The 14890-nt window shown below is 73.2% G+C and carries 9 protein-coding genes; 2 read left to right on the top strand and 7 right to left on the bottom strand.

Translation table 11 applies throughout. The annotated features are described in order from the left end of the window. Window positions 1–51: 51 nt before the first annotated feature. Both ACH47X_RS16220 and ACH47X_RS16215 read right to left on the bottom strand, forming a co-directional pair. A complete protein-coding gene (locus ACH47X_RS16220) occupies window positions 52–2013 on the bottom strand; it encodes a DUF2264 domain-containing protein (protein WP_397405612.1) in 1962 nt (653 codons plus the stop codon). After that, window positions 2010–3032: a hydroxyacid dehydrogenase gene (locus tag ACH47X_RS16215; RefSeq protein ID WP_397405611.1), complete on the bottom strand. Its 1023-nt coding sequence runs from the start codon at window positions 3030–3032 to the stop codon at window positions 2010–2012. Before ACH47X_RS16215 ends, ACH47X_RS16220 begins: the two co-directional genes overlap by 4 nt. A gap of 172 nt (window positions 3033–3204) precedes the next feature. On the opposite strand from ACH47X_RS16215, the gene ACH47X_RS16210 reads away from it, so the two are divergent. Both ACH47X_RS16210 and ACH47X_RS16205 read left to right on the top strand, forming a co-directional pair. Next, complete coding sequence (locus tag ACH47X_RS16210) at window positions 3205–5190, top strand: hypothetical protein (RefSeq protein ID WP_397405610.1); 1986 nt, start codon at window positions 3205–3207, stop codon at window positions 5188–5190. Continuing rightward, complete coding sequence (locus ACH47X_RS16205; RefSeq protein WP_397405609.1) at window positions 5187–6338, top strand: substrate-binding domain-containing protein; 1152 nt, start codon at window positions 5187–5189, stop codon at window positions 6336–6338. The genes ACH47X_RS16210 and ACH47X_RS16205 overlap by 4 nt, the downstream gene beginning before the upstream one ends. Before the next feature lie 33 nt (window positions 6339–6371). On the opposite strand, the gene ACH47X_RS16200 is transcribed toward ACH47X_RS16205, so the two are convergent. The 5 genes from ACH47X_RS16200 to rhaS all read right to left on the bottom strand — a co-directional run bounded on the left by ACH47X_RS16200 (window position 6372) and on the right by rhaS (window position 14882). Continuing rightward, on the bottom strand, window positions 6372–7973 hold the full coding sequence (locus tag ACH47X_RS16200; RefSeq protein ID WP_397405608.1) for a rhamnulokinase family protein: 1602 nt from the start codon (window positions 7971–7973) through the stop codon (window positions 6372–6374). A 53-nt stretch (window positions 7974–8026) separates the two neighbouring features. Continuing rightward, window positions 8027–10117: a bifunctional aldolase/short-chain dehydrogenase gene (locus ACH47X_RS16195; RefSeq protein WP_397405607.1), complete on the bottom strand. Its 2091-nt coding sequence runs from the start codon at window positions 10115–10117 to the stop codon at window positions 8027–8029. Next, the gene (gene rhaI, locus ACH47X_RS16190) at window positions 10114–11289 is read right to left on the bottom strand and encodes an L-rhamnose isomerase (RefSeq protein WP_397405606.1); all 1176 of its coding nucleotides are present in this window, start codon (window positions 11287–11289) and stop codon (window positions 10114–10116) included. The genes ACH47X_RS16195 and rhaI overlap by 4 nt, the downstream gene beginning before the upstream one ends. A 217-nt stretch (window positions 11290–11506) precedes the next feature. Next, entirely contained in the window at window positions 11507–13531 is a 2025-nt protein-coding gene (locus tag ACH47X_RS16185; RefSeq protein ID WP_397405605.1) for a peptidoglycan recognition protein, read from the bottom strand. 325 nt (window positions 13532–13856) lie between these two features. Beyond that, window positions 13857–14882, bottom strand: a complete 1026-nt coding sequence (rhaS, locus tag ACH47X_RS16180; protein ID WP_397405604.1) for a rhamnose ABC transporter substrate-binding protein — start codon at window positions 14880–14882, stop codon at window positions 13857–13859. Between the last annotated feature and the right edge of the window lie 8 nt (window positions 14883–14890).

The following is a 14890-nucleotide window of genomic DNA, read 5'->3' as shown; positions in this document are numbered from 1 at the left end:
TGAATTCGGTCCTGCGGCGCCCCGGTGAGAACCATCGGAGCGCATGGTTGGTCAGGGCAGAGTTGCCGTGGTCCGTTCACCGTCGGGCCAGGTCACGAGGGCCTGGTCGCCGGCGAGTTCGAGGTGCGGCGCCGCGGGCGGCGCCGGGTCGTGCCGGGCGCCGACGGCGCGCCCGAGGTGGACGCCGACGGCGGTCCAGCCCTCCGGCACCGGGGCGTACCGCAGCCAGGGGGTGGTGCTCGGTCCCGCGAGGGGCGTGGCGTCGTCGTGGACGGTCGATCCGCTGAGCGGCGCGATGTCGCCGAGCAGCGGCACCAGGGCCGAGCCGACGTCCGGCCCGGCGGCCCAGCCGCCGATCCGGAGTGCCTCCGCCCGGGCATCGAACTCGTCCGCGACCCGCACGAGCCGGACCTCCCAGGCGCCGCGGACGATCGACACGGTGGTGATCTGTCCTGCCGTCGTCGCCGTACCCGGACGCCCGGACCCGTGGTCGGGGGCGGTGGTGTCGACCTGCAGCCAGTGCGTGTCGGCGACCGACCCGAGCGCGACGGCGCCCGTCGGGTGCGCCGTGCCGGTCGCCTGCTCGCCGGACACCTCGTGCTCGACGGGGACGAGTACCGTGGCAAAACCCGCGCGGTGGGTTGCACGGTCGGCGACGTCGAGCAGCACCACCGACTGGTCCAGCGGCGAGAGCCACGCGTCGGGATCCAGCAGTGGGGACGCCGCCGTCGAGTAGCCGAGTCGTGCGTACAGCGGCGAGTCGCCGCCGTCGGACCCGGGCAGCGCGTGGTCCGTGCCGTGGTTGATCACGCGCACGATGCCGTCGTCCCGCGTGGCACTGATCGCCCAGCCAGGTGCGGCCGCGACAGCGAGCACGTCGCCGACGTCGACCGGGAGCGGCTCGGGCGCGGCAGTCCACACCTCGTGCGAGGCGGGCAGAGCCAGGCCGAGCAGGCCCTTGCTCGCCCAGTACGGTGAGCCGGTGCCGCTGTACCGCTGGGCGAGGGGACGCCACGGCTGGTGCCAGCCGAGGGTCAGCAGGCCGTCGTCGCCCGGCACGTCGTGGTCGGCGAAGTGCCGCACGATACGCGTCGCCGCCTCCCGGAGCTGGCCCGGCCGGCCCACGCCCGACACGGCACCGGCCCAGAACGGGGCGGCGGCGGCGAAGCGGTAGGTGAGGCTGCGGCCCTGCAGCAGCGGGGAGCCGTCGGCGCCGACCAGAGCGAGCGCGTCGTCCAGGTACCGCGCCAGGTGCTCGCGGTCCGATGCCGAGCGGGTAGCCAGGTCGTCGCCCGCGGCCTGCGCGACCTCGGCCGCGCCGGTCATCCGCGCCCACATGGCCGGGTACAGGTGCAGGGCCCAGCCCGTGTAGTGGTCGAAGCTGCGCTCGGGGCCGTCCGCGAACCAGCCGCCGGGCCGGATGAACCGGTCGTGCGCCGCCAGGTCGCGCGCCACGTCGTCGGCGGAGAAGGGGCCACCGACCGAGCGCAGGAAGGTCTCCACGACGATGCGGAACCAGACCCAGTTGTTGTCCGGGTAGCCCTCGTCGCCCACGACCGAGGCGAGGTAGTCGACCAGGTGCTCCTGGGCCGACGGCGCCAGCCGGTCCCAGATCCAGGGGCGCGTCAGGTCGAGGATCAGGGCCAGCGAGGCCGCCTCGACCTTGGCCTGGCTGTGCTCGTCGGGCCGGACCCACCGCTCGGGGTGCGCGGGGTCGGCGCCCGCGGTCAGCCCGGCCGCGTACCGCTCGGCGAGGCCGGCCGGGTCCGCGCCGTCCTCGCCCGCGAGCCGGAAGCCCGCCAGCAGGAACGTGCGCGCGAAGCCCTCGAGCCCGTCGACGGCGGTGCCGTAGCCACCCGGCGTGCCGGGCAGCGTGATGAGCGACCCGGTCGGCGACGCGTAGGGCTCGACGGCTGCGAGCAGCCGGTCGGCGTAGCCGGTGAGCCAGACCCGGGCCTCGGGGCCGGACGCCCCGGCGCCGGCCGGACGGACGGAAGCTGTGTGGTCGGTCATGCGACGAACTCCATGTCCTCGCGGGTCACGGCACTGCGGGACGCCTCGCCCCGTGCGTAGCGCTCCAGCTCGTCGAGCGCGGCCGCGGTCATGCGGCGCGCCTCCGTGCCGAGCGACCCGGCGATGTGCGGTGTGATCATGACGTTGGGCAGGTCGTACAGCACGGACGACGCCGGCAGCGGCTCCGGCTCGGTGACGTCGAGCATCGCGTAGATGCGGCCCGTCGAGCACTCGCGCTCCAGCGCAGCGGTGTCGACGACGGTGCCGCGGGCGGTGTTGATCAGCGTGGCGCCGTCGGGCAGCAGGGCGAGCTCGCGCGCGCCGATCAGGTTGCGCGTCGAGGGCAGCTCCGGGGCGTGCAGCGAGACGATGTCGGACGCCGCCAGCAGCTCGTCGAGCGGCACCAGCCGCGCGCCGGCCTCGGCCACGACGGCCGCGTCCGCGAACGGGTCCGCCACGAGGATCTCGCGCGTCTCGGGACCGGAGCCCGGCACGGTCAGGCGCGCCACGACCTGGCGCCCGGTCCGGGAGAAGCCGACGATGCCGACCACGCGGTCCCGGTTGGACAGGTCGCCGTGCTCGTCCAGGTAGGACCAGTCGTCTCTGCGCTTGCGGGCGATGTTCGCGAGGAACGGCGCCTTCTTGCCGGCCATGAGGATCGCGGCCACCGTGAACTCCGCGACCGGCAGCGCGTTCTCGGCCACGGCGTTGGTCACCAGCAGCCCGCGGTCCCAGACCGCGTCGGACACCAGCGACCGGACCGAACCCGCGCAGTGCACGACCGCGCGCAGGTTCGGCGCGAGCTCGAGGACCTCGGTCGTGAGCCGGGGCGCGCCCCACGAGGTGACGAGCACCTCGACGTCGGCCAGCCGGGCCTTGGCCTCGGGCGTGTCGTAGGAGGTCACACGAGAGGTCTCACCGAGACTCGCGATCGCACGCAGCCGGGAGTCCTCGTCCGGGCCGAACTGCATACGCAGTGCCCGATCGTCCATGACGAGCAGGGCTTCAGGTCGCCGCACCACCGCGCTCCTCTCCATCGAGTCCGCGTCCACCTGACCGTTCAGGCGAACAATTCCGATCACCTACGATCGGACGATGGCCCATTGAAGCCCACCAGACCGGCCGTTGGCAAGCCCTGGCGTTCGTCGAAGAGTTCCTATACGATCATTTTCGATCATTGGAGATACGAACATGACAGCAGCGTCGCTGCCCGCGCCCGACGTGTCGGCCCGGGACCACTGGGCCGCCGGGCACGTGGTGAGCGCCCTCACGCCCACGCTCGCCTGGGCGGATGCCGAGCGCGGCACCCCGTGGCCGCAGCCGCTCGCCTCGCACTACGCCCGGTTCTTCCGCGACGGCGACCGCACGGTCTACGAGGCGCAGGTGGCCGCCCGGCAGGCGCGGCTGACCCGCGCCACGCTCGCGGCGCTCGTCGACCCGCAGGACGACCTGGTCGACGAGGTGGTCGACGGAGTGCTGCTGCTCTGCGAGCAGTCGAGCTGGTGCTGGGCCTCGCACGACGACACGTTCGACCGGTTCGGCCGCGTCACGCCCACCGTGACCGAGCCCCACCTCGACCTCGGCGCGGGCGAGGTCGCAGCACAGCTCGCGTGGATCGACCACCTTCTCGGCCACGCGCTCGACGAGCGCGCGCCCGGCGTGCGCTGGCGCGTGCGGCAGGAGACGCAGGCCCGGGTGCTGCGCCCGTTCACCGATCGGCGGGACTGGTGGTGGCTCGGCGTCGACCACCCGATCATGAACTGGAGCCCCTGGATCCAGGGCAACGTGCTCGCCGCGAACCTCGCACTGGAGGACGACCCCGACCGTCGCGCTGCCACCACTGCGCTCGTGGCAGAGGGGATCGCCGCGTACTGGGCCTCCCTGCCCGCCGACGGCGGGGTCGACGAGGGCTACCACTACTGGTGGCAGGGAGCGGCCCGCGCGCTGGAGGCGCAGGACCTGCTCACGTTCGCGGGGACCGACCCCGCGCCCGAGGCGCTGGACCGCATCCGCGCGACCCTGGCCTTCCCGCACGCCATGCACCTGGGCGGCGACTGGTACGTCAACGTGGCCGACGGCGCCGCGCGGCCGCTCGCGACCTGGCCCTGGAACGTCGTGCACACGTGGGCCGAGCGGATGGGCGACGCGGCGGCGGCACAGCACGCGGCGTCGTACCGCGGGCAGCCCGGCGGGTTGTTCGACGAGCGCGCCTCCCTGCCCCGCGCGGTCGGCCTGCTGTCCGGGTCCTGGGTGAACGCCCCGGCCACCACCCCGCCGCTGGTGGGCCGGGCCACGTTCCCGGCGACAGGGATAGCGGTCGCACGCACCGTGCCGGGCTCGACCCGCGGGCTCGCCGTGTCAGTCAAGGGCGGGCACAACGACGAGAACCACAACCACGTGGACGTCGGCTCGGTGATCGTCGCCCTCGACGGCGTGCCCGTCGTGGTCGACGCCGGCAAGCCCACCTACCGCGCCGGCTCCTTCGGCCCGGACCGGTACGACCTGTGGGTGGTCCGCGGCGACTGGCACAACGTCCCGCGGGTGCGCGGCGTGGAGCAGGCCCCCGGCCCGGAGTTCGCCGCCGGCACCTTCGAGGTGTCGGACGGCGTAGCCGCCGCGGGCGACGGTGTCGGCGAACGTAGGGCTGATCGCTCTGTCGGGGCTGACAGCGCGACCGAGCCTACGTTCGACGGCGGGCCGACGGCGGGCTGGCGGGCGCGGGTGGAGCTCGCAGGGGCGTATCCCGTGGCCGGGCTCGAGCAGTGGTGGCGTGAGGTGACACTGGACCCGGCCGCCGAGGCCGTGACCGTCGAGGACTCGTGGCGGTTCACGGACGCGGCCCCGGCCGACCCCGCCGAACACATCGAACCCGCCGAACCTGTCGCACCGACGGCGTGGCACTGGATGCTCGCGGGCGACGTCGAGCTCACGCCCGGTCGCGCGGTCGTCCGCTTCACGCCGGACGGCGCCCCGGTGCGCCGCGACCTCGCGATCACGTGGGATCCTCAGGCCGTCGACGCCGCGGTCGACGTGCGCGCGCTGGACGACCCCGAGCTCACCGCCGTCTGGGGTGAACACCTGAACCGGTTGCGGCTCACGGCGCGCGCAGCGGCGCCGTCGGGCCAGTTCCGGGTAACCATGAGACCCACCGGGTCGGGATCGCAGGAGGTCGCATGACGCAGGAAGCGCCGCTCCCGAGCGAGCGTCGGGCACGCCTGATCGCACGGGTGCGGGAGACGGGCTCGGCACGGGTGAGCGACCTGTCGCGCGTGCTCGGCGTGACCCCCGTGACGGTGCGGCGCGACCTCGCGCTGCTCGTGGCCGAGGGCACGCTGGAGAAGGTGCACGGCGGTGCCCGCATCCCGGCGCGCGGCACCGGTACCAACGGCGGCTCCGGAAGCGGCGGCGGCCTGGGCGCCCGGACCGGGGCAAGCACCGGCGTCCCCCTGCCGGAGGGCATGTTCGCGGGCGACGACGAGCGACCGACCATCGGCATGGTCGTGCCCTCGCTGGACTACTACTGGCCCGAGGTGATCCGCGGCGCGCGGGCCGCCGCGCACGACACGGCACGGCTGATCCTGCGGGGCGGGTCGTACGACGTGGACCAGATCCGGCACCAGCTCGCGGCGCTGGTCAGCGACGACGGTGGTCCGGGGGTCGACGGCCTGCTGGTGGCCCCGCCCGTCGACGGGCCGGACGCCACCGACCTGGCCGACTGGCTCGCTGGCCTGGACCTGCCGGTGGTGCTGATGGAGCGGCGCCTGGTGGGCGGCCCGTACCGTGAACCGCTGGAGTCGGTGGCGACCGACCATGCACTGGGCTCGGGCACGGCCGCCCGCCACATTGCCGAGCGGGGACACCGGCGCGTGGGCCTGGTGACGTCGCGGACCAGCCCGCACTCCGCGGCCGTTCGCCGCGGCTTCCTCGCGGCAGCGGCAGACCTGGAGTTCGACGTGGTGCTCGACCTGGAGACCGATCCGCTGGCCGGCGCGGAGTGGGCCACCGACGCCGCGACCGTGCTGGACGAGTGCACGGAGACGGGCGTGACGGCGGTCCTGGTGCACTCCGACCGGGAGGCGATCTCGCTGGTGGAGCTGGCGCGGGAACGCGGCATGCGGGTCCCCACGGACCTGGCGGTGGTCGCGTACGACGACGAGGTGGCCGCCCTGGCGGACCCGCCGCTGACCGCGGTGAGCCCGCCCAAGGCCGCGATCGGCGCGGCCGCGGTGGAGCTGCTCACGCGTCGGCTCGCGGACGCCGACCGCCCGGTGCACCGGATCGAGCTGAGCTCCCGGCTCATCGTTCGCGCGTCGAGCGGCGACTGACCCCCACCACGCGCCCGTCAGCGGCCGCGCCGGTCAGTGGCCGGTCACCGGCGCCGGGTCGTACCGGCGCAGCGCGACGCTCGCACGCACGACGTCGCGCAGCGCCGTCAGGTCGCCCGACAGCACGCCCACCGCGCGGGCCTGCACCAGCACGTTGCCAAGCGCCGTCGCCTCGACGGGCCCGGCGATCACGGGCAGCCCGGCGGCCTCGGCCGTGAGCCGGCACAGCAGCTCGTTCCGCGAGCCGCCGCCCACCACGTGCACGACGTCCACGGGCACGCCGGCTAGGGACGACGCGTCCGCGATCGCCCGCGCCGAGGAGGCCGCGAGGCTGTCGAGGACCACCCGGACGAGGGCGGGCCGCGCGGCGGGCCCGTCCACCGGCAGGTCGACCCCGAGCCGCGCGGCGGCGTCCGACACCCGGCGCGGCATGTCGCCCGGCGCGAGGAACTCTCCGCCGTCCACGTCGACGAGGCAGCGACTGCCAGGCTCGGCGGAGGCCGCCGCCAGCAGGGCGGACAGGTCGACGGGCGCGCCGTCGTCGTGCGACCAGGACCGAACGCACTCGTCCAGCACCCAGAGGCCCATGACGTTGTGCAGGTAGCGCACGGTCCCGTCCAGTCCGAGCTCGTTGGTGAAGTTCGCGGCCCGGCTCGGCTCGGTGAGCACGGGCTCGGGCAGCTCCAGCCCGACCAGCGACCACGTGCCCGACGAGATGTACGCCGCGGCCGCCCCGAGCGGCGCCGCCGCCACGGCGGACGCCGTGTCGTGCGAGGCGACCGCGAGCACCGGCACCTCGCCGAGCCCCGTCGCCTCCCGCACCTCGGGCACCAGGTGCCCGACGACGGTGCCCGGCTCGACGAGCTCCGGCAGCTTGTCGCGGAGCCCGGCGAGCGGCGGGTACCCGGCCGCCAGCCGGTCCAGGAGCTCGGCCGACCAGGTGCGCGAGGTCGCGTCGAGCAAGCCCGTGGTGGACGCGTTGGTCACCTCCGCGACGCGGCGTCCCGTGAGCCAGTAGGTGATCAGGTCGGGCACCAGCAGCAGGTCCCGCGCGCGGCCCCACTCCCCGGCCGAGCCCGTTCCCTCGCGGGCTGAGCCTGTCGAGACCTCGGCGACGAGCTGGAACTCGGTGGTGAACTGCAGGTGCTGCAGCCCGTTGACGGCGTAGTGGTCGGCGAACGGGATGCGCCGGTAGACCTCGTCGGCGACCGCATCCGTGCGGGGGTCCCGGTAGCAGTACGGGTCCGCCACCAGGACTCCGGACTCGTCGAGGAACGCGTGGTCCACGGCCCACGCGTCCACGCCGATCCCCCGGACCACGACCCCGCGCTTCCGTGCGACGTCGCCCGCGGACCGCAGCCCGTCGAGGATGCCGCGCCACAGCGCGCGCACGTCCCAGCGGAGCGCGCCGTGCTCGTCGGGCACGGGACCGTTGGCGAACCGGCCGCACTCGACCAGCTCGACCCGGGGAGCGCCGTCGACGCCCCCCGGTCCGGCCTCTCCCCCCACCGGCCGAGCTTGTCGGGACCCTTCCCGCACGATCCCGAGCATCACCCGGCCGCTCGTCGCGCCCAGGTCGACGGCGACGAACCCGGTCTCGACGGTCTCGACCCGCGAGGACACAGGCTCGACCACCGAATCCGCCGGTCGAGCCCGTCGAGACCCGGCGCGACCGCTCCCCGCCTCGCTCACCGCAGGAACGCCGCTGCCACGCCCGCGTCCACCGGCACGTGCAGGCCCGTCGTGTGCGAGAAGTCGGAGGTGCACAGCGCGAACACGGCGTTGGCCACGTTCTCCGGCAGCACCTCACGCTTGAGCAGGGTGCGCTGCGCGTAGAACTCGCCGAGCTTCTCCTCGGGTACCCCGTACACGGCCGCCCGGTTGGCGCCCCACCCGGAGGCGAAGATGCCCGAGCCGCGCACCACGCCGTCGGGGTTCACGCCGTTCACCCGGATGCCGTACTGCCCCAGCTCGGCCGCGAGCAGCCGCACCTGATGCGCCTGGTCGGCCTTGGTCGCGGAGTACGCGATGTTGTTGGGCCCCGCGAACACCGAGTTCTTGGACGAGATGTAGACGATGTCGCCGCCCATGCCCTGGTCCACGAGCACCCGCGCCGCTTCACGTGAAACCAGGAACGACCCCTTGGCCATCACGTTGTGCTGCAGGTCCCAGTCGGCCTCGGTGGTCTCGAACAGCGACCGCGACAGCGACAGGCCCGCGTTGTTCACCACGAGGTCCACGCCGCCGAACGCCAGCACGGCCTCCTGGATCCCGGCCCGCACGGCCGCCTCCGAGGACACGTCCACCGCCACGCCGATCGCGACGTCCGCCGACCCGAGCTCTGCCGCAGCCGCCGACGCCTTCGCGGCGTCCAGGTCGGCCACCACCACGCACGCGCCCTCGGCCGCCAGCCGGGCCGCGATCGCCTTGCCGATGCCCGACGCCGCCCCGGTCACCAGCGCGACCCGGGTCGCCAGCGGCTTGGGCGCGGGCATGCGCCGCAGCTTGGCCTCCTCCAGCGCCCAGTACTCGATGCGGAACTTCTCGGTCTCCGCGATGGGCGCGTAGGTCGAGATGGTCTCCGCGCCGCGCATCACGTTGATCGCGTTCACGTAGAACTCGCCGGCCACGCGCGCCGTCTGCTTGTTGCGCCCGAACGAGAACATGCCGACGCCCGGGACCAGCACGATCGCCGGGTCGGCGCCGCGCATGGCGGGCGGCTCCTCGCCGCGCGCCCGGGCCACGGCGGCGCCGCGCTCGTAGTAGGCGGCGTAGTCGGCGCGGTAGGCCTCGTGCGCGGTCCGCAGCGCGGTCACGGTCTCCTCCACCGTGGCCGACGTCGGGACGTCGACGACCAGCGGCTTCACCTTGGTCCGCAGGAAGTGGTCGGGGCAGCTCGTGCCGAGTTCGGCGAGCGGCAGCAGCCGCTCGCGCGCCACGAAGTCCAGCACGGGCTCCGAGTCGGTGAAGTGCCCCACCTGCGGCGCGTCGACACTGGCCAGGCCGCGGATCACGGGTGCGAGCGCGGCCGCCCGGGCGCGCCGCTCGGCGTCGGGCAGCGGCTCGTAACCCGGCCGCACGGCGCCGAAGGGATGTTCCCCCCGAGCGGCTGCCCGCGAGGCGATGAACTCCTCGGCCCGCCGGATGATCGAGAGGGACCGCTCCTCCGCCTGGGCCGAGGTGTCGCCCCAGGCGGAGATGCCGTGGCCACCCAGGATGCAGCCGACGGCCTGCGGGTTCGCGGCCTTGATGGCCGCGATGTCGAGGCCGAGCTGGAAACCCGGACGGCGCCAGGGCACCCAGACGACCTCGTCGCCGAAGATCTCGGCGGTCAGCTTCTCGCCGTCGGCGGCCGCGGCGATCGCGATGCCGGCGTCGGGGTGCAGGTGGTCCACGTGGGGCGCGTCGACCAGGCCGTGCATGGCCGTGTCGATGGACGGAGCCGCGCCGCCCTTGCCGTGCAGACAGTAGTCGAACGCGGCGACCATCTCGTCCTCGCGCTCCTCGCCCGGGTACACGTCCACGAGGGCGCGCATCCGGTCGAGCCGCAGCACGGCGAGGCCCTGCTCGGTGAGCGTGCCGAGGTCGCCGCCGGAGCCCTTGACCCACAGCAGCTCGACAGGCTCGCCCGTCACCGGGTCGGTGGCGCTGCCCTTCGCGGACGTGTTGCCGCCCGCGTAGTTGGTCACCCGCGGGTCGGAGCCCAGCCGGTTGGACCGGCCCACCAGGTCTTGTACCGCACCGGCCGCGCCGGCACCGGCCTCGACGACGTCGTTCATGCTCCCCATCCCGCCTGCGCGCCACCGACGCGCTCGCTAGCGATCTTCTCGGCATAGCCCGACGCCGCGAAGGCCGCGGTCGGGTTCGGGTCCAGCCCCATCTCCTCGCGCACCTGCGCGACGAGCGGCCGGACGTCCGTGTCGTACGCGTCCATGAGCACGCCGTGCGCGCCGAGCACGTCACCGGCGAGCTGGGCGGCCTCGAGCGCCTGGACGTCGACGAGCAGCGCCTTGGCCGTCGCTTCCTGGACGTTCATGACCGACCTGATCTGCGCGGGGATCTTCGGCTCGATGTTGTGGCACTGGTCGAGCATGAAGTTGACCCCGCTGTCCGGGGCGTGCGCGCCGGCGGACACGATCTCGTGCATGATCCGGAACAGCTGGAACGGGTCGGCGGCGCCCACCATGAGGTCGTCGTCGGCGTAGAACCGGCTGTTGAAGTCGAAGGCGCCGAGGCGGCCCTGGCGCAGGAGCTGCGCCACGATGAACTCGATGTTGGTGCCGGGCGCGTGGTGGCCGGTGTCCAGCACGACCTTCGCCCGGTCACCGAGCGCCATGACGTGCAGCAGGGAGGTGCCCCAGTCCGGCACGTCGGTCACGTAGAAGGCCGGCTCGAAGAACTTGTACTCGAGCACCATGTGCTGGTCGTCGTCCAGTGCGGCGTAGATCTCGGCGAGGGACTCGGCGATCCGGTCCTGCCGGGCCCGGATCGAGTCCTGCCCGGGGTAGTTCAGGCCGTCGGACAGCCAGACCTTGAGGTCCTTGGACCCCGTGGCGCGCATGACGTCGATGCACTGCTTGTGGTGGTCCACGGCCTTGGCGCGCACCCGCGGGTCCGGGTGGGCCAGCGAGCCCAGCATGAAGTCCTCGTCCTGGAAGACGTTCGAGTTGATCATGCCGATCCGGACGCCAAGGTCGTCGGCGTGCCGGGCGAGGGCGCCGAAGTCGTCCACCAGGTCCCACGGGATGTGGAGGCTGACGCGCGGGGCCACGCCGGTGTACTTGTGCACCTGCGCGGCGTCGGACAGCTTCTCGAACGGGTCACGCGGTACACCGGGCTGGCTGAAGACCTTGAACCTCGTGCCCGAGTTGCCGAACGCCCAGGACGGCAGCTCGATCGTCTGCTGCCGGAGCGCTGACCTGGCCGCCTCGACACGTGTGGATGCCGCCATGGCGTCCTCCCTCTCCGCGCACGCCCTCGTGCGCACCTTGAAACGATTCATTCAAACCCTATTCCGCAACCCGGAAGCGGTCAAGGCATCGCGGAGGCGAACCGTTGCGATCGGTAGAACGTCAGGTGGTCGGCAGCTCGGGCTGCCGACCACCTGACGTTCTACCGACCACGCGAATCCCAGGCGCGCCCGCACCGGGACCCGCGTGCCAGCACCCTCAGTAGCGGGCGTCCGCCCGCGCCAGGTATGACTGGGAGTTGATCAGCGACCTGCGCAGGTCGGCCTCCGAGTACCTGCCCACGATGCGGTCCGTCCACAGGGTCAGCTGGGCCGACGTCGGCTGTGCGCCCAGGTAGTGCCGGTAGGTGGCCTTGACGCGCACCCCCACCCCCGCGCGGCTCTCCCAGAGCGCCTCGACGACGCCCCGCCGGCCGAGCGACCCCAGCTTCGCCGCCCAGACCTTGCGCTCGTGGGCCGTCGGGCTGCGCTTCAGGATGTGCTGGTACAGCGCCGTCACGTAGGTGCCGTTGGTGCCGCCCGCCTTCTTGTAGTAGAGCGGGTTCATCAGCAGGTAGGGCTCCACCTCGTCGACCGTCCGCACGCCGTTCTTGATCCCTGCGACGTGGCCGGACAGCTGGGTGGACGACGGCGCGTAGCCCAGCGTGCTCCGGAACGCCGCGATGATCCGTGCCTTGCGGTACGAGTCGGACTTCTCCATGGCCTCGGCGAGCACGCCGCCGCCGCTGACCGAGACCTTGTACTCCCACGACGCGATCTGGGCGGCGGTCGCCTCGGTGCCGAGGCTGTCCTTGTACACGGCCTGGACCAGGTTCGTGTACTGCTCCGCGACGGGCTCCTGCTGCGGCGCATACTGCTTCGCGTACACGGCCGCCTGGTCCTGGATCCCCGCGAGCAACGGGTACGCCAGCGCGCCCGGGCACTCGGTCTGGTGGGTGTCACGGTGGCCGAAGACCCGCTGCAGCGTCACCTTGTCGCCCGCGTAGTACCGGCCGCCGTCGGTGTGGCCGGCGGCGGTGAGGACCGTCTTCTCGTCCGGGTTCACGCCGTACTCCGCGAGCCGGCTCCCGATGATCCTGGCCACGCCGTCCTGCTGGGCGGCCGAGGGCTTCACGCCCTCCGCGCTCGTGTAGGTGCCCACCATCGCGACGCCGACCGTGCCGGTGTTGAAGCCGCCGGTGTGGGCGCCGACGATCGGCTCCTCGATGCTGCCGTCAGCCCCCTCGTAGATGTTGCCCCACTTGTCGACCAGGAAGTTGTAGCCGATGTCGCACCAGCCGTGCGTCTGCTGGTGGTACGCCTGGTCGTTGCGGATGGCCTGCATGGCCTCGGCCACGGTGGAGTAGTCGTTGGGGTTCACCGTGTGGTGCACGGCCGCGGCCTTGAGGCCACCCCCGGCGGGGAACCAGGTGGGTCCGGTGCCCGGCTCGAGGCAGCGCGGTGCGGCGCCCCACTCCTCACGCGTGATGATCGTGGGCCCGTTCGTCGCGGCCGACGGCGCCACCGTGCCGGACGTGGTCGCCGCGGCCGTGGTGACCTGGGCCGACGAGACCAGGCTGAGCTCCACGCCCGCCGGAAACTCGGCGGCCTCGTCCACCGTGGCGAGCTGGACGGCGTCCGCCTCGCCCACGTACACCGGCGCGGAGGTCACGACCGCGGAACCGCCGTCGGCGTCGTCCGTGGACCTCTCCAGGTGGCTCCACCCGCTCCAGGTCCCATCGGCGGCGCGGGTGCGCACCTGCATCTCGGGCACGGCCTCGTCGATCTCGGCCGGCCAGGACAGCCCGACCGTCTGGAACCCCTCCGGCACCTCGATGGCGCCCGCGACCCGGCCGTCGGCGTCGGCGGTGTCGAGCACGACGGCGCCGTCGGCGGCCGTGGCGGTCTCGGTCGCCTGCTCCGGGTCCGTGCCGGTGACGTCGTCGACCACGGCGGTCTCCTCGACCGGGGCCGCGGCCACCTCGACGGTCTCGACGTCCGCGGCGGTCGTGCCGACGTCGGGCAGTGCGGAGTCTGCGGGGGCCGCGATGCCCTCGGGCTCCAGGGACGGCTGCGTCGTCAGCGCCGTCGCCGCCGGGGCGAGCGCGCCGCCGAGCACCATCGCCGGCGCCACGCCCAGGATGATCGTGCGCCCCACCACGGTGCTCGCGAGCGTCGCCTTGCCGGCGCCGTCCCGGGAGTCCTGCTTCGACCGGGATGCGGGTGCCGCCACGTGCCGAGCCACTGATGTCCTCCTCGCGTCAGAACGCGTCGGCGCACGGGGGCCGACGCGAAGAACAGGCTGACGTTAGTCGTGGAGGCCCCGGATGCCGCGGCCTTTCACCCGGGAGGAGCGGGTGATCTTCTGATACGAACCACGGGCCGCGGGCACACTCCCCTTCGAGGCCTAAGTTTCTCCGCATTGAGCCATCTCAATGCGGAGAAACTTAGGCCTCGAAGGGGAGGCACCGGCCCGGCTCACCGAGCGGCCCGACGGCGACCACCCCGCGACGACCCCGCGACAACCCGGCGACGGCACCGCGACGCCCCGCGACGCCCCCCGCGTCGACTCAGAAGTCGAAGTCGTCGATGTTGCTCTTGTCGAACACGAACGGCTCGCCGAGCACGACCACGCCGTCGGCCCCGACGGTGTACTCGCCGAGCCGGCCCGCGTCGAAGGTGTCGCCCTCCGCGCCCGTGATGTCGCCCGCCACCAGGGCCGCGGCGGCCTCGGTCGCCAGGTAGCCGAGGTCGTTCGGGTTCCACAGCGCGAACGCCTCGACGGTGCCGTCCTCGACGTACTCGCGCATCTGGTTGGGCGTGCCGAGGCCGGTGACCGCGACCTTGCCCTTGTACTCGGACGTCGAGACGTACCGCGCGGCCGCGGCGATGCCGACGGTCGTGGGCGAGACGATCCCCTTCAGGTCCGGGTGCGACTGCAGCAGGGCCGCGGTCTTGTCGAACGATGTCTGGTCGTCGTCGTCGCCGTAGGCGGTCTCCACGAGTGTGATGTCCGGGTAGTCGGACGCCAGCTTCTCCTCCATCAGCTTGATCCACGCGTTCTGGTTGGTCGCGTTGGCCGACGCCGACAGGATGGCGATCTCGCCCTCGCCGCCGATCTGGTCGGAGATGAGCTCGAGCTGCTTGTCCGCGATGCCCTCGGCCGAGGCCTGGTTGACGAACAGGTCACGGAACTGGGGCTCGGTGTCGGAGTCGAAGGTGACCACCTTGGTGCCCGCCGACTTCGCCTCGTCGAGCGCGTCACCGATCGCCGTCGGGTCGTTGGCCGAGACGATCAGCGCGCTCACGCCCTGCTGGGCGGCGGTGTTGATGAACGGGACCTGCGAGTCGGGGGACGCGGTGTCCGGCCCCACCTCCTCGACGGTGGCGCCGAGCTCGTCGGCCGCCTCCTGTGCCCCGGCGGTCGACGCCTCGAAGTACGGGTTACCGAGGTTCTTGGGCAGCATGGTCATGGTGACGTCGCCGGACGCGCCGCCGTCACCACCGTCCCCGCCGTCGCCCCCGGAACCGCAGGCGGCCAGCCCGACCGCCAGGACAGCGGCCGTGCCGGCCGCGAGCACAGATGTGAGCTTCATCGTTCGTC

Source organism: Promicromonospora kroppenstedtii (assembly GCF_044389675.1).
Lineage (GTDB): Bacteria > Actinomycetota > Actinomycetes > Actinomycetales > Cellulomonadaceae > Promicromonospora > Promicromonospora kroppenstedtii.
Note: the sequence above shows the minus strand (reverse complement) of the source record. Positions and strands in the feature narration are given on the sequence as shown.